Origin of the sequence: Spirosoma utsteinense (genome assembly GCF_014282275.1) — a bacterium.
Classification (GTDB): Bacteria; Bacteroidota; Bacteroidia; order Cytophagales; family Spirosomataceae; genus Spirosoma; species Spirosoma utsteinense.
Map to the genome: position 1 here is coordinate 1 of NZ_VFIA01000065.1, position 17,449 is coordinate 17,449.

The following is a 17,449-nucleotide window of genomic DNA, read 5'->3' on the forward strand; positions in this document are numbered from 1 at the left end:
TTGACGGCAAGCAGTAGTTTGGCCAAACAGTGGATGGAGGACATTTTGTTAAGGGCATTACCACCCAAAAGTGCAATCAGTTTTTGCAAACCTTTTTCTTGACATCTATAAGTATTCTAATGCTGAACAGTATTTGATTTCATGGTACAAGTCGTTATTGCTTAGCCAACATTGCCCGTAATTTTTTGGATTTTTTTGGATTGCCTTATATATCGGCAACAAAACAGCCTCATCTGGTTGCCCATTGTGAGTCATTGCTAAACTAAAAGGGGTTGCCAGACACCTGGCTCAGGCTCATGCCGGGAATAAGTATGAGCCCAGGCCAGGTACGGGAAACGAATCGATTTGCTTCTGGTCTGGTTGACGGGCGTTTCGGCCATAATCCAACCTTGTTCGCGTTTACTTGTATCCGTCGTTCTGCGACAGGTTTTTGTTCGAGTCGATGTCGGCAAGGGGGATAGGAAAGACTTGTCGGCCAACAATGTTCAGTGTAACCGGTGGGCCGTTTTTGCGGGCCACGTTGACCAGTTTCTTTACGGCCTGGTTTGTGCGTACCAGATCGAAGAAACGATGACCTTCAAAAGCCAGCTCCAGCTTCCGCTCCTGCCAGATTGCTTCCAGGGTTGGCTGTACACCGCTTACCGTACTGCTCTCTACCCCGGCACGATTACGGATCAGGTTCATATCGGCCAGCGCTCCGGCCAGATCACCCGATTGTGCCCGTGCTTCTGCCCGGTTCAGGTACACTTCGGCAATGCGGATGATGTGTGCATTGTCAATGTTACCTGGCTTCTGGTACTTCGTAGAATAATATACGTTGACGGTATTATCCCGGGCAACCAGTTTGCCCCGGGCATCTTTAGGGTTCGCGACCAGTTCCTGATAAAAACTTTCATGAATGGCAATGTCGCCCCGCCCGCCCAGGCTGGACGGAAAATACCAGTTCCGCATACCACTTTGATCCGTACTGCCAAAGTTTAGCTCGAATACCGATTCAGCTGTAAACTTGCCCGAGAAGATGCTCTCGTAGGAAGGTGCGAGCGCATACTTTGGGCTGCTGATAACGTCTGAAGCATACTGAATGACCTTGGCGGGCTGGTTGATGTACAGATAAAGCCGGGACAGCAGCGCTTTAGCCGTTGGTTTGACCGCCTGCGAACGCGTCGTAATGTCCGACGCGTAGGACTCGGGTAAAAGTTCAGTTGCTTTCAGCAGGTCGGCCTCCACCTGGTCGTAAGATGCCTGCAGCGTGGGCCGACCTGGAAATAACGATTCATCGACACTTTTGGACGGCGTTAGCACGATGGGGACACCCAGTGTACCAACTACGCCCGGAACACCGGCATATACCCGGGTAAGGTCGAAATAAACCAGTCCCCGAACAAAATAAGCCTGCCCCAGCAGGACATTCTTCTCGGCATCGGTCAAATCGGACAGGGTGGGTACGTTGGCGATCAGCGTATTGGCAATGTTGATAGCCCGGTAACCCCGGGTCCATAGTGCCGCATTTTCGCGGTTGGCGGGTGCGGTCACATACGTATCCATCTCCCGGTAAAAATCCCAGGTGCCAACGCTCTGTGAAATGTCGGAGGCCACATCGCCCATGATCTGTAGATTACGCCCATAATAGTTGCCATCCTGAAGCTGGTTGTACAAGCCAGCGAGGGCGGCATTAGCGCCTTTCTTGTTGGTAACGGCGATGGATTCGGATACTTCGGCCTGTGGTGCCTGATCGAGCACATCGCAGGATGCCAGCAGGCTGAACAGCCCGAGCAGTATAAGTGTGTTTATTGATTTCATGGTATAAAGTCAGTTGCGAACGGCATAGATCGGGAGCCGTTTATTGAAAAATCATGGTCAGTTTCCTTAAAAACTAAGGTTGATGCCGGCCATGTATACCTTGGGCTGCGGCATGGTAAAGAACTCAATGCCCTGAGTCAGGTTCGTCGACGCTGTTCCAGTCATTTCGGGGTCGAGGCCGGTATATTTCGTGAAGGTGAGCACATTCTGCCCCGACACAAACACGCGGACATTGGACAAATGCACTTTATCAAGCAGGGCTTTGGGCAGCGTGTAGCCAACCGAAATGTTCTTCAACCGCAGGTAGGAGCCATCTTCCATAAACCGTGAGGGCCGTAGATTACCGGCGTAGTTTGCCGCATTCAACTGAGGAACCATCGTCTGGTCGCCCGGCTTTTGCCAGCGGTCGAGTTGGCTGGCCAGGAAGTTTGTGTTGCGTGTGCCACCATGTTCGGTGAAGAAGCGATTCCAGTGCAACTGTTTGTTTCCATACGAATACTGGAAGAAGAACATCAGGTCGAACCCTTTGAAGTTCAGCGTATTCGTAATACCTCCGAAGAACTTGGGGATGGCATTGCCAACAATCTTCCGGTCAACGTTTGGGTCAAACTTACCATCGCCGTTCACATCGGTGAACGTAGGGTTTCCCTTCTCCGGATCTACGCCCGTCTGCTCGTGGAGGTAGAACGAGTACATGGGGTAGCCCTCTTCGTAGCGAAAGATATCCCGGTTATAAACGGTGAACGGTGCTGCCAGTTTGGTGATCTTGTTCTTGTTGGTAGCAATGTTGAAATTGACATTCCATTCCGGCTGACTGTCACCCCCTTTCAGAATGTCGGCGTTGATACCCAGTTCAAAGCCTTTGTTCTGCACCGAGCCATAGTTCTGCACCAGCGTATTGAAGCCCGACGTGCGGGGTACCGGCACCGCCAGGAGCAGATCGGTCGTATTTTTTATGTAATAGTCCGCCGTTATTTTCACGCGGTTTTTCAGTATGCCCAGGTCCAGACCTACATTGGTTTGGGTGGTCGTTTCCCACTTCAGGTTCTGGTTGGCCAACTGAATTGGGGCTGTACCCGGCAGATCGACATAAGCCGATGATCCCGATATGGCACCCAGGTCATCCAGGTTGCCGCCCCACAGGCCAATGGACTGAAAGTTGGTGATGCCGCTCTGATTACCGGTCATTCCGTAGCTCGCCCGAACCTTCAGGATGTTCAGAAAGGATAGGTCTTTCAGGAAATCTTCTTCCGAAAGCAACCAGCCAACCGCTACGGATGGGAACGTACCCCAGCGGTTGGCCCGTCCGAAGCGGGAGGAGCCGTCGCGCCGGACGTTGACGGTAGCGAGGTACCGGCTTTTGTAATCGTATACTACCCGCCCGAAGAGCGAGGCAATACCCCAGCTGGTTCCTTCGGAGGTGCCCCGTTGCACAGCCGCCGAGATGATACGCGTAAAGTCATTGCTGGGAAACTGCTCACCCGTTGCCGTGGTGCGTTCGAAGACCGACTCCTGAACCGAGGTGCCCACCAGGGCATTGATGGAATGATCACCAAACGTACGCTGGTAGGTCAGGACGTTCTCCTGAATCCAGTTGTTGTCCCGGGTGCTTACCGACTGGCCAAAACCGTTTCGGGAGGCCCCGTTATTGAGGAAGGTGTTATCGTACAAATCCTCCTGTGCATTCGAATAGTCGAGACTAAAGGTGCTGCGCAGGTTCAATCCGGGCAGGATATCGACCTGTCCGTATACGTTTGCCAGAAAGCGGTTGGTCCGCATTGTAATGTTGTTGTGATCTACAGCAGCTACCGGGTTTTCGAACGTGCCAAACTTGGTATAAGACCCATCGGCCTGATAAACAGGTAGGTTTGGTGGCAGGAAAAAGGCCCCCGATAACGCTCCCGAGATATTGTCGTCACTCCGGATCAGGTTTCGGTCATTGCGTGAATACAATATGCTGGTTCCGATCCGGACTTTGTCGATTGGGGTAAAGTCAAGATTTACCCGCCCGCTGGTCCGCTTGAAATCAGAACCACGAACTACGCCCTCCTGTAGGAAATTGTTCACCGAGACCAGGTATTGCACCTTTTCGCTTCCCCCGGCAATGGACAAATCATAGTTGCGGAGTGCGCCGGTGTGGAAGACAGGGTCGCTCCAGTTGGTATTGATGGCTTTGGCCGGATCGGCATAGACCGGTTTTTGCCCATTGTTAACGGCGGCTTCATTAATGAGCGTCTCAAACGTAGGTCCGTCGACTGAGGCTGGTTTGCGCCAGAGTGACTGAGCGCCCTGGTAGGTGCCAAAACTGATTTTGGCTTTCTTGTTGGCGCCCCGTTTCGTCGTAATAAGCACCACCCCGTTAGCCGCCCGTGCTCCATAAATAGCCGTCGCTGAGGCATCTTTCAGGATTTCGATACTGGCAATGTCGGACGGATTGATGTCGGCGATGGGATTGGTTGTGCTGCCGCCCAAACCAATTCCCGAGAGGTTATTCGACTGGATTGGAATACCATCGACTACATACAGTGGATCGCTGGAGCCGTTGATGGAAGTCGTGCCGCGCACCCGCACCTGGATACCACCCCCGGGTGTTCCGGAGTTGGCACTAACCTGAACACCAGCGGCCCGGCCCTGCAGGAGCTGGTCACTGCTGGGGGCTGGAATGTTTTCAATGCTTTTGCCACTTACCGAGGCAATTGAGCCCGTCAGGGTTTTTTGCGACTGAGTGCCATAGCCCGTAATGACAACTTCTGAGAGTTGTTTGGTGTCGGTCTGTAATTTAATCGTTAGCGACGACTGGTTGCCGATCGCTACCTCCTGCGACTCAAAGCCGATGGACGAGACTAACAAAGTCCCGCCCTGATTGGGCACTGATAGCCGGAAACTACCCGAAGCGTCGCTGGTTGTACCGGTAGTAGTACCTTTCAGCATGATGTTTATACCCGGCAGGCCGTCGCTGTCTTCACTGCTTGTGACGACTCCACTGATGGTTCGGTTCTGCGCCCATAAAATAGCTGTTGAGATATAGAGAAAGTAGACAAAAAGAAAAAGTTTTTTCATAGTGCAAGAAGAGAATGTAATGTGTTTAAGAATGAGGTAGAATAAGAGCAGTTACAGGCTATCTGTAACCTGGTCTGAGGTTCCTGGGGGGCCAGGGACGCTACAGTCTCTACAAAATTGACGTATCTCCTCTTCGGATACAGGGCAGCAAATCAACGAAAAAGTAAGCGGGTAAACGGTACGCGGTACAGTCAAAATAAAGTATTGCCGGTGGAGCTTTACAAGTTTTTTTCGACTGCTAATGTAGTAAGCGCCCATATTTAACACAAGTAAAGGCAATACGGTCAAAACCAGCGACTCGCCTAAACAGGATCGTTTCTGTCGCTGATTCCAGCTTATTGATGCTATTTGTAAAATTACTTCAGTAGTGAATGGTCTGTGAAGTATTTAAATTATTTTAATATTGACTATAATATTTACCTGAAATTATTGCCTTTTAAGGATTAAATCAGGGTTAAAGGGGGGTTAGTTATAGGGTCATCCCAGGCAGCAGCCAGCTTTACCAGACGGGGAAATAAAATTTAACCGGGTAAAAATCTTTTGAAAAATAGTTGTGAGTAAGATCATATTCAGGCCGATTAATACAAATCAACAAGCGGTTAGCCTATATAGTAAGCGCCTAAATCAGGTGCTGCCTTTCCTTATCTCTTCCCATTAACCAACAGCGTGGCATCTTCCTACGCGTAATCCAACGTTTGCTTTTTGTCGGTCAGTTGTCACGAGACTTGGTAAATAAGAAGTGAAGCACTAACCCTGACGGTAACCGTTTCCTCGAAGAACGTATAGCTATAAACGTCGCGGTTCCCCGACATTCATTTATTAAAATATTTTAATAACATTGCCCTCTCTATAGGTTAATTTATTTACTTTTGGCTGGTAAGCCTGACAGACTGTAGTACATGCTCATTTCTGTATCATCTGCAATTCGGGGTGTCAGCCACTCAATCCTTTATTTACCTGCCCATGTGCAAAACGCTGTCCTCACTTATCCGTGCCTGTTGCTACCTGCTTTTCGCCAGCCTTTCTTTGGTTGGCCGGGCGCAATCGGTTAACCGAAAACCTGTCATTATCGGCTACGTAACCGACAAGGGGTGGACAACGGATCAGATCGATGCCTCCAAACTGACACATATCAACTATGCCTTTGCTGTGCCGGCTGCTGATGGAAAACTGGCACCCCTCACGTCGCTCGATTCCCTTAACCTGAGCAGACTGACTTCGTTGAGAAACAGTAATAAGGAACTGAAAATTCTTATTTCCATTGGTGGATGGGGCGGGTGCAAGTACTTCTCCGACGCGGCCCTGACAGACCAATCGCGCCAAAAATTTGCCAACGATGCCGTAGCTCTGTTGAAAAAACACAAGCTGGATGGATTGGACATTGACTGGGAATATCCCGCCCAGGTTGGTGCGGGTAATATTTATCGTCCCGAAGACAAACAAACGTTTACCCTGTTCCTGAAAGCGTTGAGAGATCGGCTGGATGAGCAGGGAAAAGAAGATAAACGCCCGGAAGCGAATCATTATCTGCTCACGGCGGCTACGGGGGGCGACACCGCCTTTGTCACCCATACCGAGCTGGGCCAGGCGCAGAAGTACCTTGATTACGTTAATATTATGACCTACGATCTGTATCATGGCAACGATAAGGTAAGCGGTCATCATAGCCCCCTGGCTCAATCCAAAAAAGGTGATCAATCACGCAACAGCTCTATTTCGGCGGTGGAAGGCCACATTCGGGCGGGTGTTCCTGCCCGTAAAATCGTGCTGGGGCTGCCATTCTACGGGCGTGGCTGGAATAAGGTTGCCGACAAAGACAACGGGCTTTACCAGCCATCGACCGGTGAGCACCAGTTTATCAGCTATGACGAACTGGCCGATAAGTATATCAACAAGAACGGGTTTACCCGGTACTGGGACGCCGATGCAAAGGCTCCTTATCTGTGGAATCCCACTACCCACACATTTATCTCCTATGCCGATGAGGAATCGTTTACCCCTAAACTGGACTACGTGAAAGCCAAGGGACTGGCGGGGGTAATGTTCTGGGAGTACACCTATGACCTTCGGCAAAAAAAGCTGTTAGACAAACTGGTTCAGGGCTTACGCTGAGCGTCCATGCCCGAATACACAGGAACCTGCCCCCTAACACAAAAAGCTCCTCCCGGAGCTTTTTGTGTTAGGGGGCAGGTTTAGATTTGGCCCGTAGGGCCTTAACAGCGTAGCGTTGGTAGAAGAAGCCATTTTCAGGAAATGTGTGCCGTCAGGTACATCACCGTTATGTACCTGACGGCACATGGACGCTGTTGAAATCAAATTGTCCTACCGACTACCGACGCTGCGCTGTAAAGGCCCTAACGGGCCAAAAAAAAGGCAGCTTAATCCCGAATTCACATTGTGTTAGGGTGGAAAACGAAAATCTATTCCATGACCAGTTCAACCAAAGCCTCTTTGCTGAAGCCTTTCAGGTCGTCGGTACGTCCCGTCCTTATCTTGGTAACCCAATTAGGGTCGGCCAGGATTGGTCTTCCTACGGCCACTAGGTCAAAATCACCGCGGTCCATCCGTCGGCTCAATTCGTCGAGGGAACTTGGTTGGGAACTCTCACCCGCAAATGCCCCGAAGAAATCACCGGTCAGTCCTACCGAGCCTACTGTGATGGTCGTTTTACCCGTCAGCTTTTTCGCCCAACCGGCAAAGTTGAGATCCGAACCGTCAAATTCGGGTTCCCAGAACCGGCGTTGTGAGCAATGCAGCACGTCCACACCAGCATCTACCAGGGGCTGAAGCCAGGCGTCCATTTCCTGCGGTGTTTCGGCTAGTTTGTTAGTGTAGGCCGAGGGCTTGAATTGAGATAACCGGATGATCACGGCAAAATCCGGACCTACCTGTTTTCTGATTTCCCGGATCACATCCGTGGCAAAGCGGGTGCGCTCAGTAAGCGTTTTACCACCATACCCATCGGTCCGTAAATTGGTGCTTTCCCAAAAGAACTGGTCGATCAGATACCCGTGAGCCCCGTGGATCTCGACACAGTCAAAACCGGTTGCTTTGGCGTCGGCTGCGGCTTTACCAAAAGCCAGGATGGTGTCTTCAATATCTTTCTGGGTCATTGTCGACCCATTGGTGAAGCCGGGTCGGTTGAGTCCTGAGGGGCCTTCAAACGGAACGGGCGGTACCCAGCCCGAGTGGTGGTTATCCATAATGCCCATGTGCCAGATTTGGGGTCCCATCTGACCGCCTTTGGCATGGACAGCGTCAATAACGTGTTGCCAGCCCGCCAGTGCTTCCCGACCATAAAAATGCGGCACATTCGCATCGTTGGAAGCCGAAGGCCGGTCGATAACGGTGCCCTCCGATAAAATCAGGCCTACTTCACCTTCGGCCCTTTTCTGATAATAAGCAGCTACCTGCTGAGTAGGTATGCCGTTGGGTGAAAAGGAGCGCGTCATCGGCGCCATCACAATACGGTTCTTTACATTCAGTGTTTTCAACTGAAAGGGCCTGAACAAACTATCGATACTCATCTTTTTGGGGTTGTATTATAACGTAGACGTAATCAGTTTACTTACCCGCTCAAAAGCCGCTTCGTCGCGCTTGTAATAGGTCCACTGCCCCTTGCGGGTAGCTTTGATAAACCCGGCGCGCTGCAGGATGGAGAGGTATTCTGAAACGGTAGACTGGGTGAGGTTCGCCTTCGCCTGTATCTGTCCAACACAGACACCTTCAGCATAACCATATTCTTTCTGCCCAGGAAAATTAAGCTCCGGTTCCTTAAGCCATTCCAGCATCTGAAGCCGGGTCTTGTTCGACAGGGCTTTAAAAATATCTACCTGATCCATACCACAAATATATCGACTTTTCCCGATATATAGAAATGGTTTGTATGCCTGATGTAACTTTGGCTGTTAACTCCGGTGCCGGAATAGCAGAACGTGACTATCGGGTGAGTGAGAAAAGGAGGGACGTTGAGGCAAAGCGAGGGCTACTATATGGATGCTTATTAAATCAATAACGCCAAACTAATCAACGGTATGCTGGAACAGAGTCCAGATTAGGGCCAGCGCCGTGAGGCAGAATATAATCAACCCGACAATAGATTTGATACGTTGTGGAGACCCTAGTCGCTTGTCAACCGCTTCTCTGTAAAACGTGTTGACCATAAACAGTTGACCAGCCAGCGATAAACTGATAGCTATTCCACTAAGTAAATTCATCGGGATCGAAGTATGAGGATTTTGGGTCAAGGTGCAAAATCTTTACTTCGCTTTGTTACTCTTTCGTTTACGAGGTTAACAGGGCGTTTGAGTGGTGTCCCTAACAGCCTGAAGCGCTTAGTGATCAGGTTTTTAGGAACTAATCTTAATCGTAGCCACGTCATGTTGGCAGGGATAACAGGGATTTTGGTAAACCTCCGGAGAACTTCGTTCATAGCTGGAGTGATTTCAGCCGTAGTTTCCGGACTGCGGGATTCCGGTCAGATCAAGCTTAATAACCCTATCTTATCACTTCAGTGATATGAGTTCATTTGTAAAATATAGTCAGGAATGGAAATAGGAATCGACAGTTTTGCATCGGCTATGCTCAGCCATAAAAATGGTGGCACGCTTAGCCGTGTGGAGGCTATGGACGAGTTACTGGAACGAATAGAACGGGCAGACCAGTCCGGCCTGCATGTTTTCGGGATCGGGGAACATCACAAAAAAGAGTTTTTGGATTCGGCTCCCGCGGTGATACTGGCCGCTGCCGCATCCCGCACCCAAACGATTAAATTGACCAGTGCGGTAACTGTGCTCAGCGCGGCTGACCCGGTTCGGGTTTTTCAGGAGTTTGCCACCCTCGATCTGATTGCGAAGGGCCGGGCCGAAATGGTGGTTGGCCGGGGTTCATCGATTGATGCTTTTCCCCTTTTCGGCTTTAGCCTGACGGATTATGACCAGCTGTTTGTTGAAAAACTGGAATTACTGCTGGCCGTACGTGACAAGGAATCGATCACCTGGTCTGGCAAGTTTCGTCCTGCTCTCAACAATCAGTCTATCTATCCAAGGCCATTACAGGAAAAGTTGCCTATCTGGCTTGGGGTAGGTGGTACGCCCGAGTCATTCATCCGGGCGGGGACGCTGGGACTTCCGCTGATGATCGCGGTGATTGGTGGAGAAACCCATCGGTTCCGGCCCCTGGTCGATCTGTACAGGCAGGCCGGGAAAGAGGCTGGCTTTTCACCAGACCAGTTGATGGTTGGTCTGCATTCATTTGGGTATGTGGCTGAGACCACGCAGCAGGCAATTGACGAATTTTATCCCGGGCATGCCGAAATCATAACCAGAATGGGTGCCGAACGGGGCTGGCCACCCGTAACCCGCCGGAGTTTTGACGCTCAGATGAGCCTGACCGGTGCTTATGTCATTGGTGACCCGGGGGCCGTAGCTGACAAAATTATCAGACATAGTAAAGCCCTGGGTGGTATTTCAAGATTCACGTTTCAAATGGACAATGCCGGGTTGACGCATGCGCAGCTGGTAAAAGCTATTGAGTTGATCGGTAGCCAGGTTATCCCCGCCATTCAGGCTCAGCAGTAAATACCAGCCGGTAAGCCTATTGTCGGGCTTACCGGCTGATCTGCCAGGACCAGCGGTCGTTATTCCCACCGCCTATTTTACCCGCTTTACCTTCCTGAATACGGAATACAGACGTACTTTTCCTGCGAGGAAAAAGAAAGAAGCGTATCAAAGCCAGTGATTTAGTGTCCCCACTGTTGCCCGGTAATTGAACCCAAAGGCTGCTTCGTCGGGCGAGTACATCAGCACGCCTAAAGTGTCGCCTGATTCGGCAGCAGGGGCTATGGTCTTGGAAAGTCGCTTTTTGGGTAGCAGCTATATGTCTGTGCGTATTTCAACCGCCCGTGGATCAGAACGAAATAACCAGTTTTCCAATCGTTGTTCCCGATTCGAGTTGGGCGTGGGCCTCTTTCAGGGATTCGGCCGTCAGGCCATGCAGGGTTTGGGTAAGCGTCGTTTCAAGCACCCCTTCATCGAGCAGGTCGGCTACCCGGTTGAGGATATGATGTTGCTCAATCATATCGTCGGTCTGGAACGTAGAGCGTGTGAACATCAATTCCCACGAAAAACTGACGCTTTTGCTTTTGAGCTTGTTCAGCATAACGGGCGTAGCGCTACCCGTAATGGAAGCAATGTGACCCTGCGGTTTAATAAGCTCGGCCAGACTATCCCAATAGGCATTGGTATCCACGAAGTCTACGATGTAGTCGACATACTGAAAACCGGCATTTCGGACTTCGTCGATGAGGTTGCGGTGGTTCACGACCAGATCGGCCCCCATTTTTTTACACCAGTCAGTCGTCTCGGGGCGTGATGCGGTGGCGATTACGTGCAGACCCAGTAATTTTTTGGCTATCTGGATGGCAATTGACCCTACGCCCCCGGCCCCGCCAATGATCAGCAGCGTTTTGTTACGGTCGCGCTCAGGTGATAGCCGCATCCGGTCGAACAGGATTTCCCAGGCGGTCAGGGCGGTTAGCGGCATGGCGGCAGCAGCTTCATCCGAAAGGGTGGCTGGCTTACGACCCACGATCCGTTCGTCGATAACCTGATACTCGGCATTGCTGCCCGTCCTGGTAATATCACCGGCGTAGTAGACCTCTTCACCGGCCTTGAACAGCGTTACCTCCTGGCCAACCGCTTCCACGACACCGACTGCATCCCAGCCTATAATTTTTGGTTGCTCCAGCACCACGTTCTTTGCTGAGTTCTGCCGAATCTTAAAATCCACCGGGTTTACCGATACCGCTCTTACCTTCACCAGCAAATCATGGGCTTCTGGAACGGGTTTGTCAACGTTGACATCGATAAAACTTGCGTCTTCCGAAATGGGAAGAGATGTACTGAATCCTACTGCTTTCATGTCTGGTTTGCGTTTGTGAGGTAGTTGTTGAGAACGTCTACAGGCCACATTATTCCGGCTTTTCAGCCGCTGCCCACAGACGGCTCCTGCCGTCGAATAGCCTAATTTTCCTTAAAAGTAAGCCAGGCGACGGCTCCAACGCATCAAACGACTACAAAATCGGGTCAACCAGAACAGGGGACTCCTGAATGTGCTGGATCGTAAATCGGCATACGCCTACGAAAAGCGGGAACATCGGCTTTGCGTTCAGGCGAGGCACCTTTTTGATTTCGAACCCATCATAGTGTAGAGCTAGTTCTGAACAGGGCTTGATGGTTCCGAACTGTAAACACTGCGTTTAATTCGTGGCCGTTTAGGTTTAGGTTGATTTTCGGTAGGTGTTGGTTGAGACGGTACCGGTTGGGTTGATTTAATAGGTTCCATAGAGATAAAAAAAGGGCTTTGAATTGAGCCGACGAGGTTTATGTTAACGGGAAATTGATATCATCATTTGACATGGCACATCCCGCCCTGAAGCAGAGCGGGATGTTGCGACATGAAATAAGACTTCAACTGAATTAAGAATGTAACCTGTCAATATATTTTCCAGCTAAGCAGGAGTGAGGCAACGGCCTTATTCTGGCAAAATAGGTGGAATTTACTCGAACGCTGGATGGGAAATGCGTGCCATTCAACGGTATCAGGTTGCCCGTTTATTGAAATTAGCTGTAAACAGCAAGCCCCGGCTTTGCAGCCAGGGCCTGGTAATGGATCTCCTTTCGGTATCAGCTGCCCAAAGAAAATTTGGTTTAGCTCTTGATCACGTCGTGGAACGAATCGGCTCCAATGAGTTTCTTGTATAACGTCAGCGCCTGTGCTACTACCTGATCCATGTTATAATACCGGTACGTACCAAGCCGCCCTACAAAGTGGACGCCCTGCTGTTGTTCGGCCAGGTCTTTATAACGCTGGTACAAGGCAGCATTTTCGGGTCGTGGAATCGGGTAGTACGGGTCACCTTCCGCCTGGGGGTATTCGTAGGTAAGGCTGGTTTTTGGATGCTCCTGGCCCGTTAGTTTCTTGTATTCTGTGATACGCGTATACTCCTGATCGTTCGGGTAGTTCACGACAGAGACAGGCTGAAAATCACTCACATCGAGCGTCTGGTGATCGAAACGCAGCGAACGGTAGGGTAATTTTCCGTAGCAGAAGTCGAAATACTCATCAACCGGCCCCGTATAAATTAGCTCATCGAACGACAGATCATCCTTAATCGCCTTGAAGTCGGTACCGAGCTTCAGGTGTATGTTGGGGTGATTGACCATCTTTTCGAACATCTTCGTGTAGCCATGCAGCGGCATGTACTGGAATTCGTCCGTGAAGTAGCGATCGTCCTGATTCGTGCGGGTTGGTATACGGGCAGTAACCATCTTGTCGAGTTCCGACGGATCAACACCCCACTGTTTGCGGGTATAACCCCGGAAGAACTTTTCATACAAATCGCGGCCTACCTGGCTCAGAACGACATCTTCCGAGGTGCGGATGGTATCGATCGATTCGCCAACGGTCTTGAAATAGTCGGCCAGTTGCTCGGAGGTAAAATTATAGCCGTATAATTTATTGACGGTATCGAGGTTGATGGGAATGGGCAGCAATTGACCATCTACCGAGGCCAGTACCCGATGCTCGTACTGACGCCATTCCGTAAACTGAGACAGATAGGCAAAAACGTCAGGAGAGTTTGTATGGAAGATATGCGGTCCGTAGAGGTGGATCAGAATTCCGTCTTCGTTGGGGCAATCATAGGCGTTACCACCGATGTGGGGCCGTTTGTCGATGACTAACACTGTTTTATCCGACTGACTGGCTAAGCGCTCAGCCAGTACGCTACCAGCAAAACCGGCACCAACTATGACAAAATCGTAATGCATAAACTGATGAGTAAAATTAAGTGTGACTATCTACTGACAAATATAATACCGCCAGCGAGACTTATAAACTCGTTTGATGGTTCCGGCCGGGACAGTAGAATTACCGGTCGCTTCAGTTTATAACCACTGTTCGTTTAAGTTGTTTACACCGGCTCGTTTCCGGGCCTATTACTTAGCAAAATGCCGGGGTGCCAATCCATTGGACTGGTACCCCGGCATTTTGCCTAAAGCAATTAACTTAGACTCAGACTACTTCCGGGGTGGAGTGCTTCCCGTACCTGAGGTAGAGGAACCGCTGCTTTGGTTACCTTTATTACGTTTCGCTTTGCGGCCACTACGACCCTGCGACGACGAACCTGACTGCGTCGACATGGTGCTGCTTCCCTGGCTGCTGGTGCCATAGGAACCCGATCCCGTCGTACCGCTGCCCGTAGAGCCGCTACCCGTTGTGCCTGAACCTGATCCCGTAGAGCCGCTACCGGTTGAGCCAGTACCCTGAGTGCTGTAGGTAGATCCTGAGCCAGAGGTACCCGATCCGGTTGTAGAGCCGCTGGTTCCTGTGGTGCCACTACCCGTAGACCCGGTAGAGCCTGATCCGGTTGTAGAACCGCTGGTACCCGTGGTGCCGCTACCTGTAGATCCGGTAGAGCCCGACCCGGTGGTAGATCCACTGGTGCCTGTGCTACCCGAATTCGTCGTTTGTGCCTGTGCGCTGAAGGTCGCTACCGCTAGTAGCATCGCCCCCATCAAAGTTACTTTTTTCATAGTCTTGAGTTGTTTGGTACGTTATTGATCGAATGAACATGTTCGTAACACCGGTAGTGTGGCGAGCTTCCTTATTTAACCTGATCGGAGTGAGATTACGGTAAAGGGTAACATTTGCCGTGAACGCATGTTATGCCGATGAACCGAGTATACTCATTAAACAATGTACATTATGGAAAGCCAGCAACCACAGGAAACGACCCTGGATCAAACCAATTACGACTCAAATGACTTTGACGCAGCGACCACGAACGACGAAGCGGCAGCCATGGAATCAGGTGTTGACCTCGACGAGGACGATGAATAAACGGATTAGTCCGGTTTGATTCAGGGTAAAACAAAGCAAAGAGGTCTGGCTGAACCGGAAATTGATTTCTTGTTCAGCCAGACCTCGTTGTTTATGACGGTATCACGTGTTAACCAGTCTGCACAAATGAGTTTGTGCGTTCGCCAGTACCGAAACCTTACTGGACTCAGCCTGTCCTGAACTCGTCCCGTCACCAGGGGTTGATGGTTTACCCGCTCCTTACAACGCAAGAAACGGGGTACGGAAAAGTATAATGCTTTTACTCAACTAATGATCTTGTTCCAATGAAACAGATAAGCAAACACTATTCGCCCGACGAGATGGGCGGCAACGGTACAAATGAAGAGCATAGCCAGCTAAATGAACCGGTGGCTGACTATGAAATTATGAATATCGGTGCGTTGATGCCTGAAGTGGGTGGTACGCTCGATGCGGATATGACAGCCCAACCGGATAATTCATCCGACCCGGATGAGTTTGGTCTGGAAGCTATCACCGCTATGACTGATCAGGAAGTGGGAGAGACAGCTACCGTTGGTAGTATTGATAATGTTGGGCTACCGATCAACCCGCCCCAGGCAGTCTCATCACCGGGTTCTGCCGGAAAGCAGTCGAACGGGAAAACGGCCCTCATCACGGGTGCCAGCAGCGGTATTGGCCGCGAACTGGCGAATGTGTTCGCCGGGGAGGGATATAATCTGATCCTTGTTTCACGCAGTGAAGACAGCCTTCAGCAAATTGCGCAGGATTATGAGGAGCAGTTTGGCGTTCAGGCAACTGTTATCAGCCGCGATCTGGCCGATCAGTCAGCACCCGAGGAGATTTTCGCCGAAACGCAATCCCAGGGGCTTCAGGTGGATGTGCTCGTCAATAATGCCGGTATGGGCGAGTATGGCCTGTTTGCTACCGAGAGCAATCTGGAAAAAGAACTCGATCTTATTCAGATCAATTCCGTATCGCTGGTTCACCTGACCAAGTTGTACCTGAAAGATATGATTGCCCGAAACGAGGGTAAAATTCTGTTGCTTGGTTCGGTAGCATCCGTTATCCCCCACCCGATGATGGCTATATACGGCGCTACAAAAGCATTCAATTACTCCTTCGGCGAAGCCCTCCGTAATGAACTTAAGGATACCAATATTACTGTAACTGTATTGATGCCACCTCCAACGGATACTGACTTTTTCAATAAAGCGGGTGCTTCGCATACGGTTGCTCAGGAACTGGCGCATTCGATGACACCTGCCGAAGTAGCCAAAGCCGGTTATGACGCGTTGATAGCGGGTAAAGACAAAATCGCACCCGGCTTTTCCGCCAAACTACAGGTAGCGTCCGGCTTTATCCTCCCTGATGCAGTAAATGCACAGAACATACGCAATCTGATGAAAGACTACAATGAGGTGAAGCAGGAGAAGAAAAAAACGCTGACAGTAGCTGTAGCCGTCGGGGCAGTCTTGCTGGGTGGCTGGTGGATTCTGACCCGCAGCCAGAACACAGGGACTAATGGAGCCGTTGCGGCCTACAACAAAGTCCGCTAAAAGACGAAAGTATACCCGTCTGGATTCGATGGCTGACTCTGTAAAGGAACGTAGTACAACACAAAAGCCGCTGTCAAAATCACCTTGAACACGCTGCTATAATGTAAAGCGGAACCTGACCAACCCGTCCGTGCGGGATGTACAGCCTGTCAGGTAGCTGGTTAACAGCTAGTTTTAACCTGAGTTGTAGCTAGCCATGACAGTAAGTTGTTGACTAACATACGGTTTGTTTGGGCCATCAACCCCGGTAGGGGTGTCTTGTTACCAGTAAAGAACCTGTTCATCCCATCGCCGTTAGGGGCGACTCCTATCAGGGCTTACCTGCGAGTAGGTCGTCCCTAACGGCGATGGGGCATTGTTGAGGACACTTTATTCCTGTTGACAGGACACCCCGATCGGGCTTAAGCCGCGTACATTATCCATAATACAGGGTAATGATTAACCAGGGCCTGCGCTTCTTACAGGCTTTGCCTGATACGCTGTTGGTATTCAGCTGATTAGTCTGGCCAATTTCCACGGTCAGTATATAAAGAAATGGTGCAGGCACTCGGGTATCCGCTCAACCCATTTCTGTGCTGGTGGGTTACGTCCTTTTTTCTTATCTGGCTCCTGAGTGTTACTTATCCACATTTTTATGTTAAATTTAACGCATGAGCCAATACTTAGAAATACCGGATACCTCAGACAGTAACTATTGGGCGCTGAAAATTACGCACAATGGTGACAGAAGTACAACGTTTGTCCCCAAAGACAAAGAGCTTCACCACGAGCTGAAAGTAAGAGCCTGGAAAATTATCCAGTCGAAACAAACCAGACGTACCAAGGTCAAGGTATAGCGTAAGGCGGTTTCTACATGTGGAGATGAGTTTGGCTGGATAGGAATCCAGCCTTTTTTTGTGCCCTGATTACGAACGAGAAGGATATGCACTGAATACGCTGACGGGTTGTATTAAAAAAATTACCTCAGCCCTGCAAAAAGATGGTTATTTTTAAATCCTATTTGATCCATAGGTTGTTAGTATGATACTGAACCATACTAATACTAAATCAAATTCAATAAGTCGTATCTTTGGTTATGGATTACGCTACTAAAATCAGCCAGACCGTTGACGAACTGCAACAGCTTGAAAAACAGCAGACTAATGTCG

General features: G+C 50.2%; 13 protein-coding genes. 5 read left to right on the forward strand and 8 right to left on the reverse strand.

Going from position 1 to position 17,449, the window contains the following annotated elements; genetic code table 11:
• Nucleotides 1-399: 399 nt before the first annotated feature.
• Nucleotides 400-1,800, reverse strand: a complete 1,401-nt coding sequence (locus FH603_RS26020) for a RagB/SusD family nutrient uptake outer membrane protein (RefSeq protein ID WP_186741852.1) — start codon at nucleotides 1,798-1,800, stop codon at nucleotides 400-402.
• Nucleotides 1,801-1,866: 66 nt separating this feature from the next.
• The gene (locus FH603_RS26025) at nucleotides 1,867-4,860 is read right to left on the reverse strand and encodes a SusC/RagA family TonB-linked outer membrane protein (RefSeq protein ID WP_186741854.1); all 2,994 of its coding nucleotides are present in this window, start codon (nucleotides 4,858-4,860) and stop codon (nucleotides 1,867-1,869) included.
• 963 nt (nucleotides 4,861-5,823) lie between these two features.
• On the opposite strand from FH603_RS26025, the gene FH603_RS26030 reads away from it, so the two are divergent.
• On the forward strand, nucleotides 5,824-6,972 hold the full coding sequence (locus tag FH603_RS26030) for a glycoside hydrolase family 18 protein (protein WP_186741856.1): 1,149 nt from the start codon (nucleotides 5,824-5,826) through the stop codon (nucleotides 6,970-6,972).
• Nucleotides 6,973-7,280: 308 nt separating this feature from the next.
• Here FH603_RS26030 and FH603_RS26035 read toward each other — a convergent pair whose 3' ends face one another.
• From FH603_RS26035 to FH603_RS26045, 3 genes are all read right to left on the reverse strand, one after another.
• Nucleotides 7,281-8,387, reverse strand: a complete 1,107-nt coding sequence (locus FH603_RS26035; protein WP_186741858.1) for an NADH:flavin oxidoreductase — start codon at nucleotides 8,385-8,387, stop codon at nucleotides 7,281-7,283.
• A gap of 15 nt (nucleotides 8,388-8,402) precedes the next feature.
• A complete protein-coding gene (locus FH603_RS26040) occupies nucleotides 8,403-8,702 on the reverse strand; it encodes an ArsR/SmtB family transcription factor (RefSeq protein ID WP_186741860.1) in 300 nt (99 codons plus the stop codon).
• A gap of 180 nt (nucleotides 8,703-8,882) precedes the next feature.
• Nucleotides 8,883-9,077: a hypothetical protein gene (locus FH603_RS26045; RefSeq protein ID WP_186741862.1), complete on the reverse strand. Its 195-nt coding sequence runs from the start codon at nucleotides 9,075-9,077 to the stop codon at nucleotides 8,883-8,885.
• Nucleotides 9,078-9,407: 330 nt separating this feature from the next.
• On the opposite strand from FH603_RS26045, the gene FH603_RS26050 reads away from it, so the two are divergent.
• The gene (locus FH603_RS26050; protein ID WP_186741864.1) at nucleotides 9,408-10,439 is read left to right on the forward strand and encodes an Atu2307/SP_0267 family LLM class monooxygenase; all 1,032 of its coding nucleotides are present in this window, start codon (nucleotides 9,408-9,410) and stop codon (nucleotides 10,437-10,439) included.
• 328 nt (nucleotides 10,440-10,767) lie between these two features.
• Here the strand turns inward: FH603_RS26050 and FH603_RS26055 are convergent, their stop codons facing one another.
• From FH603_RS26055 to FH603_RS26065, 3 genes are all read right to left on the reverse strand, one after another.
• Nucleotides 10,768-11,781, reverse strand: coding sequence for a zinc-binding alcohol dehydrogenase family protein (locus tag FH603_RS26055; protein WP_186741867.1), 1,014 nt, complete (start codon nucleotides 11,779-11,781; stop codon nucleotides 10,768-10,770).
• Nucleotides 11,782-12,569: 788 nt separating this feature from the next.
• Nucleotides 12,570-13,691 carry a UDP-galactopyranose mutase gene (gene glf, locus FH603_RS26060; RefSeq protein ID WP_186741869.1) on the reverse strand — a complete coding sequence of 374 codons (1,122 nt, stop codon included), beginning with the start codon at nucleotides 13,689-13,691 and terminating at the stop codon, nucleotides 12,570-12,572.
• A 249-nt stretch (nucleotides 13,692-13,940) separates the two neighbouring features.
• Nucleotides 13,941-14,456 (reverse strand): hypothetical protein, encoded by a 516-nt coding sequence (locus tag FH603_RS26065; RefSeq protein ID WP_186741871.1) that lies wholly within the window; start codon nucleotides 14,454-14,456, stop codon nucleotides 13,941-13,943.
• Between the two features lie 172 nt (nucleotides 14,457-14,628).
• Here FH603_RS26065 and FH603_RS29045 point away from each other — a divergent pair, with 172 nt between their 5' ends.
• The 3 genes from FH603_RS29045 to FH603_RS26075 all read left to right on the forward strand — a co-directional run bounded on the left by FH603_RS29045 (nucleotide 14,629) and on the right by FH603_RS26075 (nucleotide 17,137).
• Nucleotides 14,629-14,763, forward strand: coding sequence for a hypothetical protein (locus FH603_RS29045; protein ID WP_262891295.1), 135 nt, complete (start codon nucleotides 14,629-14,631; stop codon nucleotides 14,761-14,763).
• Between the two features lie 284 nt (nucleotides 14,764-15,047).
• Nucleotides 15,048-16,301 (forward strand): SDR family NAD(P)-dependent oxidoreductase, encoded by a 1,254-nt coding sequence (locus tag FH603_RS26070; protein ID WP_244968037.1) that lies wholly within the window; start codon nucleotides 15,048-15,050, stop codon nucleotides 16,299-16,301.
• 650 nt (nucleotides 16,302-16,951) lie between these two features.
• A complete protein-coding gene (locus FH603_RS26075) occupies nucleotides 16,952-17,137 on the forward strand; it encodes a hypothetical protein (RefSeq protein WP_186741873.1) in 186 nt (61 codons plus the stop codon).
• Nucleotides 17,138-17,449: the final 312 nt, after the last annotated feature.